Below are 14,015 nucleotides of genomic sequence, written 5' to 3'. Positions count from 1 at the left end.
GCCCGCTTCGTGCGGGCGCCATGCTTTGGCAGCTCTCTCAGATGCTTTGGGTGGGTGGCCTGTGGTTGTTGCACATCGGCGTATTGCCTGCGCTGGGCTTGATTGGCCTGGCGCCGTTGCTGATCGATGAGATCGATGGATTGCTCAGTGCGTTGCTGGTGGGTTTTGCGGCGGCGTGCGTGACGCTCCAGGTATTGGTGCTGGTCAAGACCGAGGGCTTGGGGAGTTTGTGGCGGGATATTCGCGGGCAACTGCTGTTGATGGCGCTGTATGCGTGTGCAATGTATTGCATTGTGCATGTCTGGCTGCCGGAAGCGTTGCGCTGGCAGCTATTCAGCTATCTTGTGCTAGGGTTTTCCGGCCTGGTCCTGGTTTTACAGCCTGCACCCGGATGGAGTGGCGGGGCGCGCGAAGCACGCCCGTGACCCTTTTTATTACTTGAAGCGGTGTACGTTCGACAGTTGCTTGTTGACGCTGAAGTTCTTGCGATACAGCAGCGCCATCTTGCCGATGACCTGGACCAGGTCAGCTTTGCCTACCTTGCACAGTTCCGCAATGGCAGCCAGGCGCGCTTCGCGGTCAAGGATGTTGACCTTGATCTTGATCAGTTCATGATCGTTCAGCGCACGTTCGAATTCGGCTAACACACCTTCAGTCAAACCGTTATCTGCCACAATCAGAACTGGTTTCAGATGGTGGCCAATGGATTTGTACTGTTTCTTCTGCTCTTGAGTGAGCGGCATAATCTGACCCCTGCGTCTGATCTTGTAAAAAGCGGCGGCCAGTTTACCCGAGCGAGTCCGGGACCGCCCAGTTAATCACGACCCGTTTTATTTTTCGAGGTGGCCCGTGGCCCGTTCCAAAACCAGCCTTAAGTGGCTACAAGAACATTTCAACGATCCTTACGTCAAAAAGGCGCAAAAGGACGGCTACCGTTCCCGGGCCAGCTATAAGCTGCTGGAGCTCCAGGACAAGGACAAATTGTTCCGCCCCGGCATGAGCGTTATCGACCTGGGCGCCGCCCCGGGTGGCTGGTCCCAAGTGGCCAGTCGTCTGATTGGTGGGCAAGGCCGCTTGATTGCTTCCGATATCCTGGAGATGGACAGCATCCCGGACGTGACCTTCGTGCACGGCGACTTTACCCAGGACGCTGTCCTGGCCGAGATCCTGGAAGCTGTAGGAAATTCGCAAGTGGACCTTGTGATTTCTGACATGGCCCCCAATATGAGTGGATTACCGGCTGTTGATATGCCGCGAGCCATGTTCCTGTGCGAGTTGGCACTGGATCTGGCGGGTCGGGTATTGCGTCCGGGGGGTGATTTCCTGGTCAAGGTCTTCCAGGGTGAAGGCTTCGACGAGTACCACAAGAACATTCGCAAGCTGTTCGACAAGGTGCAGATGCGCAAACCGGACTCTTCTCGGGACCGGTCTCGCGAGCAGTATTTGTTGGCGCGGGGGTTCCGCGGCATTGAAGGCGCCGCCAGTGATGAGCGTCTTTGAAGGTTTGAAGGGAGTCGATAGGTTTTTTTATGTCGCTTTCGTCACGAAGCTTTACGAATATTGTGTAGTCAAAGTTTCACAAAGGGTTACAGACGGCGCCTGCCAGAGTTGTAGGTAATGTAGTAAGTTAGGCCGGTGAATATCATGCGAAGCGCGCGCCAGTAGCGGAGCTTGCTTCAGAGGGTAGTTAATTGAACGATATGGCAAAGAATCTGATCCTGTGGTTGATCATCGCGGCTGTCCTGGTGACGGTGATGAACAACTTCTCCAGCCCTAACGAGCCGCAGACCCTCAACTATTCCGACTTCATCCAGCAAGTTAAGGATGGCAAGGTCGAGCGCGTAGCGGTTGATGGCTATGTGATCACCGGCAAACGCAATGATGGCGATAGCTTCAAGACCATTCGTCCGGCCATCCAGGACAACGGTCTTATCGGCGACCTGGTCGATAACCACGTGGTTGTCGAAGGCAAGCAGCCTGAGCAGCAGAGCATCTGGACCCAGTTGCTGGTAGCCAGCTTCCCGATCCTGGTGATCATCGCCGTGTTCATGTTCTTCATGCGCCAGATGCAAGGCGGTGCGGGAGGCAAGGGTGGGCCGATGAGCTTCGGCAAGAGCAAGGCGCGCCTGCTTTCCGAAGATCAGGTGAAAACGACCCTGGCTGACGTCGCCGGTTGCGACGAAGCGAAGGAAGAAGTGGGCGAGCTGGTCGAGTTCCTGCGTGATCCGGGCAAGTTCCAGCGCCTGGGCGGTCGCATTCCTCGCGGCGTACTGATGGTCGGTCCTCCGGGTACCGGTAAAACCTTGCTGGCCAAGGCGATTGCCGGTGAAGCCAAGGTGCCTTTCTTCACCATTTCCGGTTCTGACTTCGTTGAGATGTTCGTCGGTGTCGGTGCCAGCCGTGTTCGCGATATGTTCGAGCAGGCCAAGAAACACGCGCCCTGCATCATCTTTATCGATGAAATCGACGCCGTTGGTCGCCATCGTGGTGCCGGTATGGGCGGCGGTCATGACGAGCGTGAGCAGACTCTTAACCAGTTGCTGGTTGAGATGGACGGCTTTGAAATGAACGATGGCATCATCGTTATCGCTGCAACCAACCGTCCGGATGTACTGGACCCTGCGTTGCTGCGTCCGGGTCGTTTCGACCGTCAGGTTGTAGTTGGCTTGCCGGATATCCGTGGCCGCGAACAGATCCTGAAAGTACACATGCGCAAAGTACCAATGGGCGACGATGTGGCTCCGGCCGTGATTGCGCGTGGTACGCCTGGATTCTCCGGTGCCGACCTGGCCAACCTGGTCAACGAGGCTTCGCTGTTTGCGGCCCGTACCGGCAAGCGCATCGTTGAAATGAAAGAGTTCGAATTGGCGAAAGACAAGATCATGATGGGCGCCGAGCGCAAATCCATGGTCATGTCCGAGAAAGAGAAGCAGAACACCGCTTATCACGAAGCCGGTCATGCCATTGTCGGTCGCGTTGTGCCCGAGCACGACCCGGTCTACAAGGTGTCGATCATTCCTCGTGGTCGGGCGCTGGGCGTCACGATGTTCCTGCCGGAAGAGGACCGTTACAGCCTCTCCAAGCGTGCCCTGATCAGTCAGATCTGCTCGTTGTACGGCGGTCGGATTGCTGAAGAAATGACCTTGGGCTTCGACGGTGTCACTACCGGTGCTTCCAACGACATCATGCGTGCCAGCCAGATTGCACGGAACATGGTGACCAAGTGGGGCTTGTCGGAGAAACTCGGCCCGTTGATGTATGCCGAAGAAGAAGGTGAGGTATTCCTGGGGCGCGGCGGTGGTGGTCAAAACGCTAGCTTCTCCGGTGAGACGGCCAAGCTGATCGACTCCGAAGTGCGCAGCATCATTGACCAGTGCTACGGCACCGCCAAGCAGATCCTCACGGATAACCGCGACAAGCTGGATGCCATGGCGGATGCGCTGATGAAGTACGAGACCATTGATGCCGACCAGATTGACGACATCATGGCCGGTCGCGTACCTCGTGAGCCTCGCGATTGGGAAGGCGGTTCAGGCACCTCTGGCACGCCGCCAGTGGTTCAGAATGAACGCCCTGAAACTCCGATCGGCGGCCCCGCAGCTGACGTCTAAGGTTTGAAATGACTTCTGTGTTGTCCTCCACCCGGTTGCCTTGCGGCAATCGGGTTCTTGATTTGGCCCATACGCATGTCATGGGCATTCTTAATGTAACTCCCGACTCCTTTTCCGATGGCGGCCGCTTCAGCCAGCTCGATGCTGCATTGCGTCATGCTGAAGCAATGGTTGCGGCAGGGGCGACTCTGATTGATGTCGGTGGCGAATCGACCCGGCCTGGCGCTCGCGTGGTATCTCCCTTGGAAGAGTTGGAGAGGGTCGCGCCGATTGTCGAGCGTATTGCGCGTGAACTGGATGTGATCATCTCGGTTGATACGTCGACGCCGGCCGTGATGCGCGAAACTGCGCGCCTTGGGGCGGGGTTGATCAACGATGTGCGCTCCCTTCAGCGTGACGGGGCCCTTGATGCTGCTGCGGCAACCGGGTTGCCGGTGTGCTTGATGCATATGCTGGGAGAGCCCGGCAATATGCAGGACAGCCCTCACTACGACGATCTTGTTGGTGAAGTGAGTGGTTTTCTTGCTGAGCGAGTCGCTCAATGCGCTGTCGCGGGAATTGCCGCAGAAAAGATCATCCTTGATCCCGGTTTCGGCTTCGCCAAGACCCTGCAGCATAATCTAAGCCTGTTCAAGCATATGGAATCCCTGCATGCCTTGGGTCGCCCTCTGTTGGTCGGCGTTTCACGCAAGAGCATGATTGGCCTGGCTCTGAATCGACCGGTGGGGGAGCGCTTGTACGGTGGTCTTGCGCTGGCGGCGCTTGCAGTGACCAAGGGCGCGCGAATATTACGTGTGCATGATGTTGCCGAGACGGTGGATGTAGTGCGTATGATTGCCGCGGTAGAATCAGCCGAATAAGAATGATGGAGCACTTATGACTAAAAAATACTTTGGTACCGACGGCATCCGTGGTCGGGTCGGCGAATTTCCGATCACTCCTGATTTCATGCTTAAGCTGGGTTGGGCGGCTGGTATGGCGTTCCGCAGCATGGGCGCGTGCCGCATCCTGGTGGGTAAGGACACTCGCATCTCGGGCTACATGTTTGAGTCTGCGCTCGAGGCGGGTCTATCCGCTGCAGGTGCTGATGTCCTGTTGCTGGGCCCAATGCCGACGCCGGCGATCGCTTACCTGACGCGTACCTTCCACGCTGAGGCCGGTATTGTGATCAGTGCCTCGCACAACCCGCATGATGACAACGGCATCAAATTTTTCTCGGGCCAGGGCACCAAGCTGCCGGACGAGATCGAGTTGATGATCGAAGAGTTGCTGGATGCACCGATGACGGTGGTTGAGTCCAGCAAGCTGGGCAAGGTGTCGCGTATCAATGACGCCTCAGGGCGATATATCGAGTTCTGCAAAAGCAGTGTGCCAAGCAGCACCAGTTTTGCCGGCCTGAAGCTTGTTGTCGACTGCGCTCATGGGGCGACCTATAAGGTGGCGCCAAGCGTGTTCAAGGAGCTGGGTGCGCAGGTAACTGTTTTGTCGGCTCAACCTGATGGCTTGAACATCAACGAAAACTGCGGCTCAACCCATATGGAGCAATTGCAGGCCGCTGTCTTGGCTGAGCATGCTGATCTGGGTATTGCTTTCGATGGCGATGGCGATCGGGTGCTTATGGTCGATCATACCGGCGCAATCGTTGATGGTGATGAGCTGCTGTTCATCATCGCTCGTGACTTGCATGAGCGTGACAGGCTGCAAGGTGGTGTTGTCGGGACTTTGATGAGCAACCTAGGGTTGGAGCTGGCCCTTTCGGATCTGGGCATTCCTTTTGTTCGCGCAAATGTAGGTGACCGTTACGTCATCGCTGAGCTGCTGGAGCGCAACTGGCTGATTGGTGGTGAGAACTCCGGGCATGTGGTTTGCTTCCAGCACACGACTACCGGTGATGCGATCATTGCAGCGCTGCAGGTATTGATGGCTCTGCGGGCTCGCGGGGAAAGCTTGGCCCAATCGCGTCAGGCGTTGCGTAAGTGTCCTCAAGTTCTGCTCAACGTGCGCTTCTCCGGCGGCGAAAACCCGATCGAGCACCCTGCTGTCAAAGAGGCGTGCGAGCGCGTGACCCTTGCTATGGCTGGGCGTGGCCGCGTGTTGTTGCGCAAGTCCGGCACAGAGCCTCTGGTGCGTGTCATGGTCGAAGGTGACGATGAAACACAGGTTCGCGCACACGCTGAAGACCTGGCAAAACTGGTAACTGAAGTTTGCGCCTGAATTCGGCTTGCCAGTGGTGATGTGGTTGGGTAACATCTGCGCCCACTTTGACCGACGAGGTACAGCATGCGTCGCACTATGGTAGCTGGTAACTGGAAGATGCACGGTACCCGCGCCAGTGTCGCTGAGCTGATCAATGGCCTTCGTCACTTGGCCTTGCCGAGCGGTGTTGATGTCGCGGTGTTCCCACCTTGCTTGCATATCAACCAAGTGGTTGATGGCTTGAAAGGCAAGTCGATCCAGGTCGGCGCGCAGAACTCTGCGGTGGAGCCGATGCAAGGTGCGTTGACGGGTGAGATTTCACCGAGTCAGTTGGTCGATGCGGGTTGTTCCTATGTGCTTGTCGGGCACTCCGAGCGCCGTCAGATGATGGGCGAGCGTGATAGGACACTCAATCGCAAGTTCGCAGCGGCACAGGCTTGTGGCTTGATTCCGGTGTTGTGCATAGGGGAGACCCTGGAGCAGCGCGAATCGGGCAAGACTCTTGAAGTTGTCTCGCGTCAGCTGGGCAGCATCATCGAGGAGCTGGGTGTTGGTGCGTTTGCAAAGGCAGTGATTGCTTACGAGCCGGTCTGGGCCATTGGCACCGGGCTGACTGCTACACCGCAACAGGCGCAGGATGTGCACGCAGCCATCCGCGCGCAGTTGGCGGCAGAGAATTCTGAAGTCGCACAAGGTGTGCGTCTTCTATACGGCGGCAGCGTGAAGGCGGCCAATGCGGTCGAACTGTTCGGCATGCCGGATATCGATGGGGGGCTCATTGGTGGAGCTTCCCTGAATGCAGATGAGTTCGGTGCGATCTGTCGCGCCGCGGGAAACTGAGAAAATGCTGGAAACAGTCGTAGTCGTTTTTCATCTGTTGGCTGCCCTGGGCGTAGTTGCCCTGGTTTTGTTGCAACAGGGTAAAGGTGCGGATGCTGGTGCGTCTTTCGGTGCAGGTGCTTCAAATACTGTGTTCGGAAGCCAAGGTTCCTCTACCTTTCTTAGTAAGTTTACTGCTATACTTGCCGCCGGTTTCTTCATAACCAGCTTGGGGTTAGGTTACTTTGCTAAAGAGAAAGCTCATGTGCTGACTCAAGTAGGTCTCCCAAACCCAGCAGTGTTGGAAGTACCAAAAGCAAAACCGGCTTCTGATGATGTCCCGGTGCTTCAAGAGCAAAAGTCGGCTACTCCAGCGACTGACGTACCTCCAGCTCAAGAGCAGAAGTAAGAAGGGTTGTAAACGCTGTATTGCCGAGGTGGTGGAATTGGTAGACACGCAACCTTGAGGTGGTTGTGCCCATAGGGTGTAGGGGTTCGAGTCCCCTTCTCGGTACCAATTATCAGGAGAGCCCGCTGTTGCGGGCTTTCTTGTAGGTGGAAGGTTACATTGACCCTGTAAGGGATCGGTCGTATACTTCCGCCCCAGCTTTGTCGCGGGGTGGAGCAGTCTGGTAGCTCGTCGGGCTCATAACCCGAAGGTCGTCGGTTCAAATCCGGCCCCCGCAACCAGTTTTAGCGGAGCCCCTTTTAAGGGGCTTTTTGTTAGCTGGACACTTTCAACGCCGCTGTTCGACGGCGTTTCAAGGATGGGCGTTTCGCCCATTTTTTTATTTTGCACAGCATGCACATACATGCACGAGGGGGTTCAGGTGTCGAGCAAGCTAGAAGAGTTGCAGGCCTTGTTGGCCCCGGTGGTCGTGGCCCTAGGCTATGAATGCTGGGGTATTGAGTTTTCGGCTCAAGGTCGCCACTCAATGTTGCGCGTTTATATCGATAAAGAGGGCGGCGTGCTGGTGGACGATTGTGCCATTGTCAGCCGTCAGATCAGCGGTGTCCTGGATGTTGAAGATCCAATCTCCGTTGAATACACCCTCGAAGTTTCCTCGCCAGGCATGGAACGCCCACTGTTCACTATTGATCAGTTTGCAAAATTTGCCGGTGAACAAGTGAAGATCAAGCTGCGGTCTCCCTTTGAAGGGCGACGCAACTTTCAGGGCCTTCTGCGCGGTGTAGAAGAACAGGATGTCGTGGTGCAGGTAGAAGACCATGAATTCCTGTTGCCGATCGATATGATCGACAAGGCCAACATTATTCCCAGTTTTGACTGAGACGCGGATCCCGCGGATCCAATGGCTTGCGAAAGGCGAGGCGTACGATGAGCAAAGAAGTACTGCTGGTTGTTGAGTCGGTATCCAATGAAAAGGGCGTACCGGCAAACGTGATTTTTGAAGCGTTGGAGCTGGCCCTGGCCACTGCTACCAAAAAGCGTTTTGAAGACGAAGTTGATCTGCGTGTGGAAATCAACCGCCACACCGGTGCCTATGAGACTTTCCGTCGCTGGACGGTCGTCGAAGAAGCCGATCTTGATGATCCGGCGATCGAAACCTGGCCAAGCAAGGTTGCGCAAACGCATCCTGGCGCCAAGGTCGGTGATGTCGTCGAAGAAAAGATCGAATCGATCGAATTCGGCCGTATTGCTGCACAGACCGCCAAGCAGGTCATTGTGCAGAAGGTTCGCGAAGCCGAGCGCGCTCAAGTCGTTGACGCTTATCGCGAGCGCCTGGGTGAAATCATCTCCGGCACCGTGAAAAAAGTCACCCGCGACAACGTGATCGTCGACCTGGGCAACAACGCCGAAGCGTTGCTGGCCCGCGAAGACATCATTTCTCGCGAAACCTTCCGTGTCGGCGTGCGCCTGCGTGCGCTGCTCAAGGAAATCCGCACCGAGAACCGCGGCCCTCAGTTGATCCTGTCGCGTACCGCGCCGGAAATGCTGATCGAGCTGTTCCGTATCGAAGTGCCGGAAATCGCCGAAGGCCTGATCGAAGTCATGGCTGCGTCCCGCGACCCGGGTTCGCGCGCCAAGATCGCGGTCCGTTCCAAGGACAAACGCATCGACCCGCAAGGTGCTTGCATTGGTATGCGCGGTTCGCGCGTCCAGGCAGTGTCGGGCGAGTTGGGCGGTGAGCGTGTGGACATCGTCCTGTGGGACGATAACCCGGCGCAGTTCGTGATCAACGCCATGTCGCCGGCTGAAGTGGCGGCAATTATCGTTGACGAGGATGCCCATGCAATGGACATCGCCGTTGGCGCAGACAATCTGGCTCAGGCCATTGGTCGTGGTGGTCAGAACGTGCGTCTGGCCAGCCAACTGACCGGTTGGACCCTGAACGTGATGACCGAATCGGACATCCAGGCTAAGCAGCAAGCTGAAACCGGTGACATCCTGCGCAACTTTATCGAAGAGCTGGAAGTCGATGAAGACCTGGCGCAGGTGCTGGTAGATGAAGGCTTCACCAGCCTGGAAGAGATTGCCTACGTACCGTTGGAAGAAATGCTCAACATCGACGGCTTTGACGAAGACACCGTCAACGAGCTTCGCGCTCGGGCCAAGGATCGTTTGTTGACTAAAGCCATCGCTACTGAGGAAAAGCTGGCAGACGCCCATCCGGCCGAAGACCTGCTCTCGCTTGAGGGTATGGACAAGGATTTGGCGATGGAACTGGCGGTGCGCGGCGTAATTACCCGCGAAGACCTGGCCGAGCAGTCTATTGACGATCTGCTCGACATCGACGGCATTGACGATGATCGTGCCGGCAAGTTGATCATGGCCGCCCGAGCCCATTGGTTCGAGTAACTAGGCGCGGCCTGAGGAGAGAAGTGCATGACGCAAGTCACGGTGAAACAACTGGCCGATGAGGTCAAAACACCGGTAGAGCGCCTGTTGCAGCAGATGCGTGAGGCAGGTCTGCCGCACACCGCCGCCGACGAAGGTGTGAGCGACAGTGAGAAGCAGTCTTTGCTGACTCACTTGAAGAGCAGCCACAAGGCGAAAGTGGAAGAACCGCGCAAGATTACATTGCAGCGCAAAACCACCAGCACCCTGCGTGTTGCTGGTAGCAAGAGCATCAGCGTTGAAGTACGCAAGAAGAAAGTCTTCGTACAGCGCAGCCCGGAAGAAATCGAAGCCGAGCGCAAACGCGAACTGGAAGAACGTCGCGCAGTAGAAAATGCTGCTCGTCAGAAGGCTGAAGAAGAAGCCAAGCGTCGCGCCGAAGAAGAAGCGCGTCGCCAGCCTGCTGCTGCGCAACCTGCTGGTACTGAAGCGGTCGCCGCACCTGCTGCGCCTGTTGAAGCTGTGCGTGAGGCCGCTCCGGTTGCCGCCGCACCTGCTCCTGCAGCAGACGCTCGCAAGCGCGACGAACCTCGTCGTCCGGACAAACCACGTGCCGACGATAACAATCGTCGTGGTGGTGGCGGCGATGGCGAGCGTAAAAACGCTCCACATCGTGCCTCGGTCAAAGAGAAAGCGCCTGCTCCACGCGTTGCTCCACGTACTACCGACGAAGAAAGCGATGGCTTCCGTCGTGGTGGTCGCGGCAAGGCCAAGCTGAAAAAACGCAACGCCCACGGTTTCCAGAGCCCAACCGGCCCTGTCGTGCGTGAAGTGAAGATCGGCGAGACCATCACTGTTGGCGATCTCGCCCAACAGATGTCGGTCAAGGCAGCTGAAATCATCAAGTTCATGTTCAAGCTGGGTACGCCAGCCACCATCAACCAGGTACTGGATCAGGAAACTGCCCAGTTGGTTGCTGAAGAGCTGGGCCACAAAGTGACCCTGGTCAGCGACACCGCCCTGGAAGATTCCCTGGCCGAGTCCCTGAAGTTTGAAGGTGAAGCCGTTTCCCGTGCACCGGTTGTGACCGTAATGGGCCACGTTGACCACGGTAAGACTTCCCTGCTCGACTACATCCGTCGTGCCAAGGTAGCTGCGGGCGAAGCCGGCGGTATCACCCAGCACATCGGTGCGTACCACGTTGAAACTGACCGTGGCATGGTGACGTTCCTCGACACCCCTGGTCACGCCGCGTTTACCGCGATGCGTGCCCGTGGTGCCAAGGCAACCGATATCGTGATCCTGGTGGTTGCAGCCGATGACGGCGTGATGCCACAAACCATCGAAGCCGTTCAGCATGCCAAGGCAGCTGGCGTTCCGCTGGTTGTTGCGGTGAACAAAATCGACAAGCCGGGTGCCGATCTTGATCGCATCCGTAGCGAACTGTCGGTTCACGGCGTGACTTCCGAAGAGTGGGGGGGGGACACTCCATTCGTACCGGTCTCCGCGAAGATGGGTACTGGCGTTGACGAACTGCTAGAAGCCGTTCTGTTGCAAGCCGAGGTTCTGGAACTGACCGCTACTCCATCGGCTCCTGGCCGTGGCGTTGTGGTTGAGTCCCGTCTCGACAAGGGCCGTGGCCCGGTTGCGACCGTGCTGGTTCAAGACGGTACCCTGCGCCAAGGCGACATGGTGCTGGTCGGTTCGAACTACGGCCGTGTACGTGCCATGCTCGACGAGAACGGCAAGCCAATCAAGGAAGCAGGTCCAGCTATTCCGGTCGAGATCCTCGGCCTGGACGGTACCCCGGACGCTGGCGACGAGATGAGCGTAGTGGCCGACGAGAAGAAAGCCCGTGAAGTGGCTCTGTTCCGTCAAGGCAAGTTCCGCGAAGTCAAACTGGCCCGTGCTCACGCCGGCAAGCTGGAAAACATCTTCGAGAACATGGGCCAGGAAGAGAAGAAGACGCTTAACATCGTCCTCAAATCTGACGTACGTGGTTCCCTCGAAGCGTTGAACGGCGCCTTGAACGGCCTGGGTAACGACGAAGTGCAAGTGCGCGTTGTCGGTGGCGGTGTGGGTGGTATCACCGAATCCGACGCCAACCTGGCACTGGCTTCCAACGCTGTACTGTTCGGCTTCAATGTGCGTGCCGATGCTGGCGCTCGCAAGATCGTCGAGCAGGAAGGCCTGGACATGCGTTACTACAACGTCATCTACGACATCATCGAAGACGTCAAGAAAGCCCTCACCGGCATGCTTGGCAGCGACGTCCGGGAGAACATCCTGGGTATTGCCGAAGTCCGTGACGTGTTCCGCTCGCCGAAGTTCGGCGCGATCGCCGGTTGCATGGTGGTTGAAGGTGTTGTGCACCGTAACCGTCCAATCCGTGTACTGCGTGAAGACATCGTTATTTTCGAAGGCGAGCTGGAATCCCTGCGCCGCTTCAAGGATGACGCTTCCGAAGTACGTGCCGGCATGGAATGCGGTATCGGCGTCAAGAGCTACAACGACGTCAAGGTTGGCGACAAGATCGAAGTCTTCGAGAAGGTTCAGGTTGCTCGCAGCCTCTAACTCGCGCACTTCCGGAGCCACGCCGCGTGTGGGCATGCAAATGCCTCGCGCAGCGTACGGACTCTAAACGCAACGCCCGGTCTGGCTTTTGTCAGGCCGGGCGTTTGCCGCTTTCAGACCCCACGGGTTTCACCGTGTGGCAGTAACAGGTAACAAGACATGGCAAAAGAATACAGCCGTACCCAGCGAATCGGCGATCAGATGCAGCGCGAGCTGGCCCAACTGATCCGTCGCGAAGTCAAAGACCCGCGCGTTGGCCTGGTCACCATCACCGCCGTAGAAGTGAGCCGTGATGTGGGTCACGCCAAGATCTTCATCACCGTGATGGGGCAGGACAGCAGCGAAGAAATCGCACAAAGCATCAAGGTGCTCAACTCCGCTTCAGGTTTCCTGCGCATGCAGTTGGCCCGTGAAATGAAGCTGCGCAGTGTTCCGCAGTTGCACTTCCATTACGACGAAAGCGTCGTGCGGGGTGCGCATCTGTCGGCATTGATCGAGCGCGCCGTGGCCGAAGACAGCCAGCACCCGTCCACACCTGAAGACGCCAAGGAGTAAGCGGTGGCTCAGGTCAAACGTATCCGTCGCAACGTCAGCGGCATCATTCTGCTCGACAAGCCTATTGGCTTTACCTCCAATGCCGCGTTGCAGAAGGTCCGTTGGTTGCTCAACGCCGAAAAGGCCGGGCACACCGGCAGCCTCGATCCCCTGGCCACCGGCGTACTGCCGTTGTGCTTTGGCGAGGCCACCAAGTTTTCGCAGTACCTGCTTGATTCCGACAAGGGTTACGAAACCCTGATGCAACTGGGCAAGACCACCACCACGGCCGACGCCGAAGGTGATGTTCTGCAGGTTCGCGACGTGACCGTTGGTCGTGCTGATATTGAAGCTGTTTTACCCGGTTTTCGTGGGGAAATCAGTCAGATACCGCCGATGTACTCGGCTCTCAAGCGTGATGGCCAGCCTCTCTACAAGCTGGCACGTGCGGGCGAAGTAGTGGAGCGCGAACCGCGTTCTGTTACTATTGCGCGCTTGGAATTACTCGCCTGTGAAGGCGACACCGCCCGGTTGGCCGTGGACTGCAGCAAAGGCACCTATATTCGTACCCTGGTGGAAGATATCGGTGAAAAGCTCGGTTGCGGCGCGTACGTTGCAGAACTGCGACGCACCCAGGCCGGTCCTTTCAGCCTGGCCCAGACGGTCACGCTGGAAGAGTTGGAAGCGGTACATGCCGAAGGCGGCAACGAAGCGGTTGATCGCTTCCTGATGCCATCGGACAGCGGTTTGCTCGATTGGCCGTTGTTACACTTCTCGGAGCATAGCGCGTTCTACTGGCTCAACGGCCAGCCGGTACGTGCCCCGGATGCCCCGAAGTTCGGCATGGTGCGTGTACAGGATCATAACGGTCGCTTTATCGGTATCGGTGAAGTGAGCGAAGACGGGCGTATAGCGCCACGTCGACTGATTCGGTCAGAATGACCGAACGAGTGTGGCTGTTAACAGGCACGGTCAACACTCATTTTTAGATACAGGGATTTGTCCCTGGCCTGTTGAAACTGCCCTTTGGGTGGTTTCCTGAAAAAAGGATTGCCTCATGGCTCTCGACGTTCAAGAAAAAGCACAAATCGTTGCTGACTATCAGCAAGCTGTTGGTGACACTGGTTCGCCAGAAGTGCAAGTTGCACTGCTGACCCACAACATCAACAAGCTGCAAGGTCACTTCAAGGCCAACGGTAAAGATCACCACTCCCGTCGTGGTCTGATCCGCATGGTAAACCAGCGCCGTAAGCTGCTGGACTACCTGAAAGGCAAGGATCTGGGTCGTTATCAGACTCTGATCGGTCGCCTGGGTCTGCGTCGCTAATAAGCGATTGCGCTAGAGGTTGGTTGTCTGCCGTGTGTCAGTGGGATTCCCGCTGGCCCATGGTAGGCTCCCAGCCTCAAGTTTTATCTGGATACACGTTTTACCCTGGACCAGGTTCGGGCCGATCCCCGACATTGCCCAAGAATTTCGCAAGAAG

At 57.1% G+C, this 14,015-nt stretch carries 14 protein-coding genes and 2 tRNA genes; 15 read left to right on the top strand and 1 reads right to left on the bottom strand.

Going from position 1 to position 14,015, the window contains the following annotated elements:
- Positions 1–20: 20 nt before the first annotated feature.
- Positions 21–425, top strand: a complete 405-nt coding sequence (locus tag AC4PS7_RS24405; protein ID WP_031291218.1) for a hypothetical protein — start codon at positions 21–23, stop codon at positions 423–425.
- A 9-nt stretch (positions 426–434) separates the two neighbouring features.
- Here AC4PS7_RS24405 and AC4PS7_RS24400 read toward each other — a convergent pair whose 3' ends face one another.
- The gene (locus AC4PS7_RS24400; protein WP_010206607.1) at positions 435–743 is read right to left on the bottom strand and encodes a YhbY family RNA-binding protein; all 309 of its coding nucleotides are present in this window, start codon (positions 741–743) and stop codon (positions 435–437) included.
- A 106-nt stretch (positions 744–849) separates the two neighbouring features.
- Between AC4PS7_RS24400 and rlmE the strand changes: the two genes are divergently transcribed.
- The 14 genes from rlmE (at position 850) to rpsO (ending at position 13,858) form a co-directional block, all read left to right on the top strand.
- A complete protein-coding gene (rlmE, locus tag AC4PS7_RS24395; protein WP_010206606.1) occupies positions 850–1,500 on the top strand; it encodes a 23S rRNA (uridine(2552)-2'-O)-methyltransferase RlmE in 651 nt (216 codons plus the stop codon).
- A 200-nt stretch (positions 1,501–1,700) separates the two neighbouring features.
- Positions 1,701–3,611, top strand: a complete 1,911-nt coding sequence (gene ftsH / locus AC4PS7_RS24390; protein WP_010206605.1) for an ATP-dependent zinc metalloprotease FtsH — start codon at positions 1,701–1,703, stop codon at positions 3,609–3,611.
- 8 nt (positions 3,612–3,619) lie between these two features.
- On the top strand, positions 3,620–4,471 hold the full coding sequence (gene folP, locus AC4PS7_RS24385; protein ID WP_010206604.1) for a dihydropteroate synthase: 852 nt from the start codon (positions 3,620–3,622) through the stop codon (positions 4,469–4,471).
- 16 nt (positions 4,472–4,487) lie between these two features.
- The gene (glmM, locus tag AC4PS7_RS24380; RefSeq protein ID WP_010206601.1) at positions 4,488–5,825 is read left to right on the top strand and encodes a phosphoglucosamine mutase; all 1,338 of its coding nucleotides are present in this window, start codon (positions 4,488–4,490) and stop codon (positions 5,823–5,825) included.
- 66 nt (positions 5,826–5,891) lie between these two features.
- Positions 5,892–6,647, top strand: a complete 756-nt coding sequence (tpiA, locus tag AC4PS7_RS24375; RefSeq protein WP_305375329.1) for a triose-phosphate isomerase — start codon at positions 5,892–5,894, stop codon at positions 6,645–6,647.
- Between the two features lie 4 nt (positions 6,648–6,651).
- Positions 6,652–7,035 carry a preprotein translocase subunit SecG gene (secG, locus tag AC4PS7_RS24370; protein ID WP_010206600.1) on the top strand — a complete coding sequence of 128 codons (384 nt, stop codon included), beginning with the start codon at positions 6,652–6,654 and terminating at the stop codon, positions 7,033–7,035.
- A 22-nt stretch (positions 7,036–7,057) separates the two neighbouring features.
- Positions 7,058–7,143, top strand: a tRNA-Leu gene (locus AC4PS7_RS24365).
- A gap of 96 nt (positions 7,144–7,239) precedes the next feature.
- A tRNA-Met gene (locus tag AC4PS7_RS24360) sits at positions 7,240–7,316 on the top strand.
- 140 nt (positions 7,317–7,456) lie between these two features.
- A complete protein-coding gene (gene rimP, locus AC4PS7_RS24355; protein ID WP_003235029.1) occupies positions 7,457–7,915 on the top strand; it encodes a ribosome maturation factor RimP in 459 nt (152 codons plus the stop codon).
- A 47-nt stretch (positions 7,916–7,962) separates the two neighbouring features.
- On the top strand, positions 7,963–9,444 hold the full coding sequence (gene nusA / locus AC4PS7_RS24350) for a transcription termination factor NusA (protein WP_010206599.1): 1,482 nt from the start codon (positions 7,963–7,965) through the stop codon (positions 9,442–9,444).
- Between the two features lie 27 nt (positions 9,445–9,471).
- The gene (infB, locus tag AC4PS7_RS24345) at positions 9,472–11,997 is read left to right on the top strand and encodes a translation initiation factor IF-2 (RefSeq protein WP_010206598.1); all 2,526 of its coding nucleotides are present in this window, start codon (positions 9,472–9,474) and stop codon (positions 11,995–11,997) included.
- A gap of 159 nt (positions 11,998–12,156) precedes the next feature.
- The gene (gene rbfA, locus AC4PS7_RS24340) at positions 12,157–12,552 is read left to right on the top strand and encodes a 30S ribosome-binding factor RbfA (RefSeq protein ID WP_010206596.1); all 396 of its coding nucleotides are present in this window, start codon (positions 12,157–12,159) and stop codon (positions 12,550–12,552) included.
- Positions 12,553–12,555: 3 nt separating this feature from the next.
- A complete protein-coding gene (truB, locus tag AC4PS7_RS24335; RefSeq protein WP_010206595.1) occupies positions 12,556–13,473 on the top strand; it encodes a tRNA pseudouridine(55) synthase TruB in 918 nt (305 codons plus the stop codon).
- Between the two features lie 115 nt (positions 13,474–13,588).
- Positions 13,589–13,858, top strand: a complete 270-nt coding sequence (rpsO, locus tag AC4PS7_RS24330; RefSeq protein WP_003177875.1) for a 30S ribosomal protein S15 — start codon at positions 13,589–13,591, stop codon at positions 13,856–13,858.
- Positions 13,859–14,015: the final 157 nt, after the last annotated feature.

The sequence above is a fragment of the Pseudomonas sp. DW-iso3 genome, assembly GCF_058725305.1.
This window is presented reverse-complemented; position numbering and strand designations above follow the sequence as displayed.

Excerpts from the sequence above, each read along its gene's own strand:
- AC4PS7_RS24405 (WP_031291218.1), top strand. The coding sequence starts at position 21 with ATGCTTTGGCAGCTCTCTCAGATGCTTTGGGTGGGTGGCCTGTGGTTG.
- AC4PS7_RS24400 (WP_010206607.1), bottom strand. The coding sequence starts at position 743 with ATGCCGCTCACTCAAGAGCAGAAGAAACAGTACAAATCCATTGGCCAC.
- ftsH (WP_010206605.1), top strand. The coding sequence starts at position 1,701 with ATGGCAAAGAATCTGATCCTGTGGTTGATCATCGCGGCTGTCCTGGTG.
- folP (WP_010206604.1), top strand. The coding sequence starts at position 3,620 with ATGACTTCTGTGTTGTCCTCCACCCGGTTGCCTTGCGGCAATCGGGTT.
- glmM (WP_010206601.1), top strand. The coding sequence starts at position 4,488 with ATGACTAAAAAATACTTTGGTACCGACGGCATCCGTGGTCGGGTCGGC.
- tpiA (WP_305375329.1), top strand. The coding sequence starts at position 5,892 with ATGCGTCGCACTATGGTAGCTGGTAACTGGAAGATGCACGGTACCCGC.
- secG (WP_010206600.1), top strand. The coding sequence starts at position 6,652 with ATGCTGGAAACAGTCGTAGTCGTTTTTCATCTGTTGGCTGCCCTGGGC.
- nusA (WP_010206599.1), top strand. The coding sequence starts at position 7,963 with ATGAGCAAAGAAGTACTGCTGGTTGTTGAGTCGGTATCCAATGAAAAG.
- infB (WP_010206598.1), top strand. The coding sequence starts at position 9,472 with ATGACGCAAGTCACGGTGAAACAACTGGCCGATGAGGTCAAAACACCG.
- rbfA (WP_010206596.1), top strand. The coding sequence starts at position 12,157 with ATGGCAAAAGAATACAGCCGTACCCAGCGAATCGGCGATCAGATGCAG.
- rpsO (WP_003177875.1), top strand. The coding sequence starts at position 13,589 with ATGGCTCTCGACGTTCAAGAAAAAGCACAAATCGTTGCTGACTATCAG.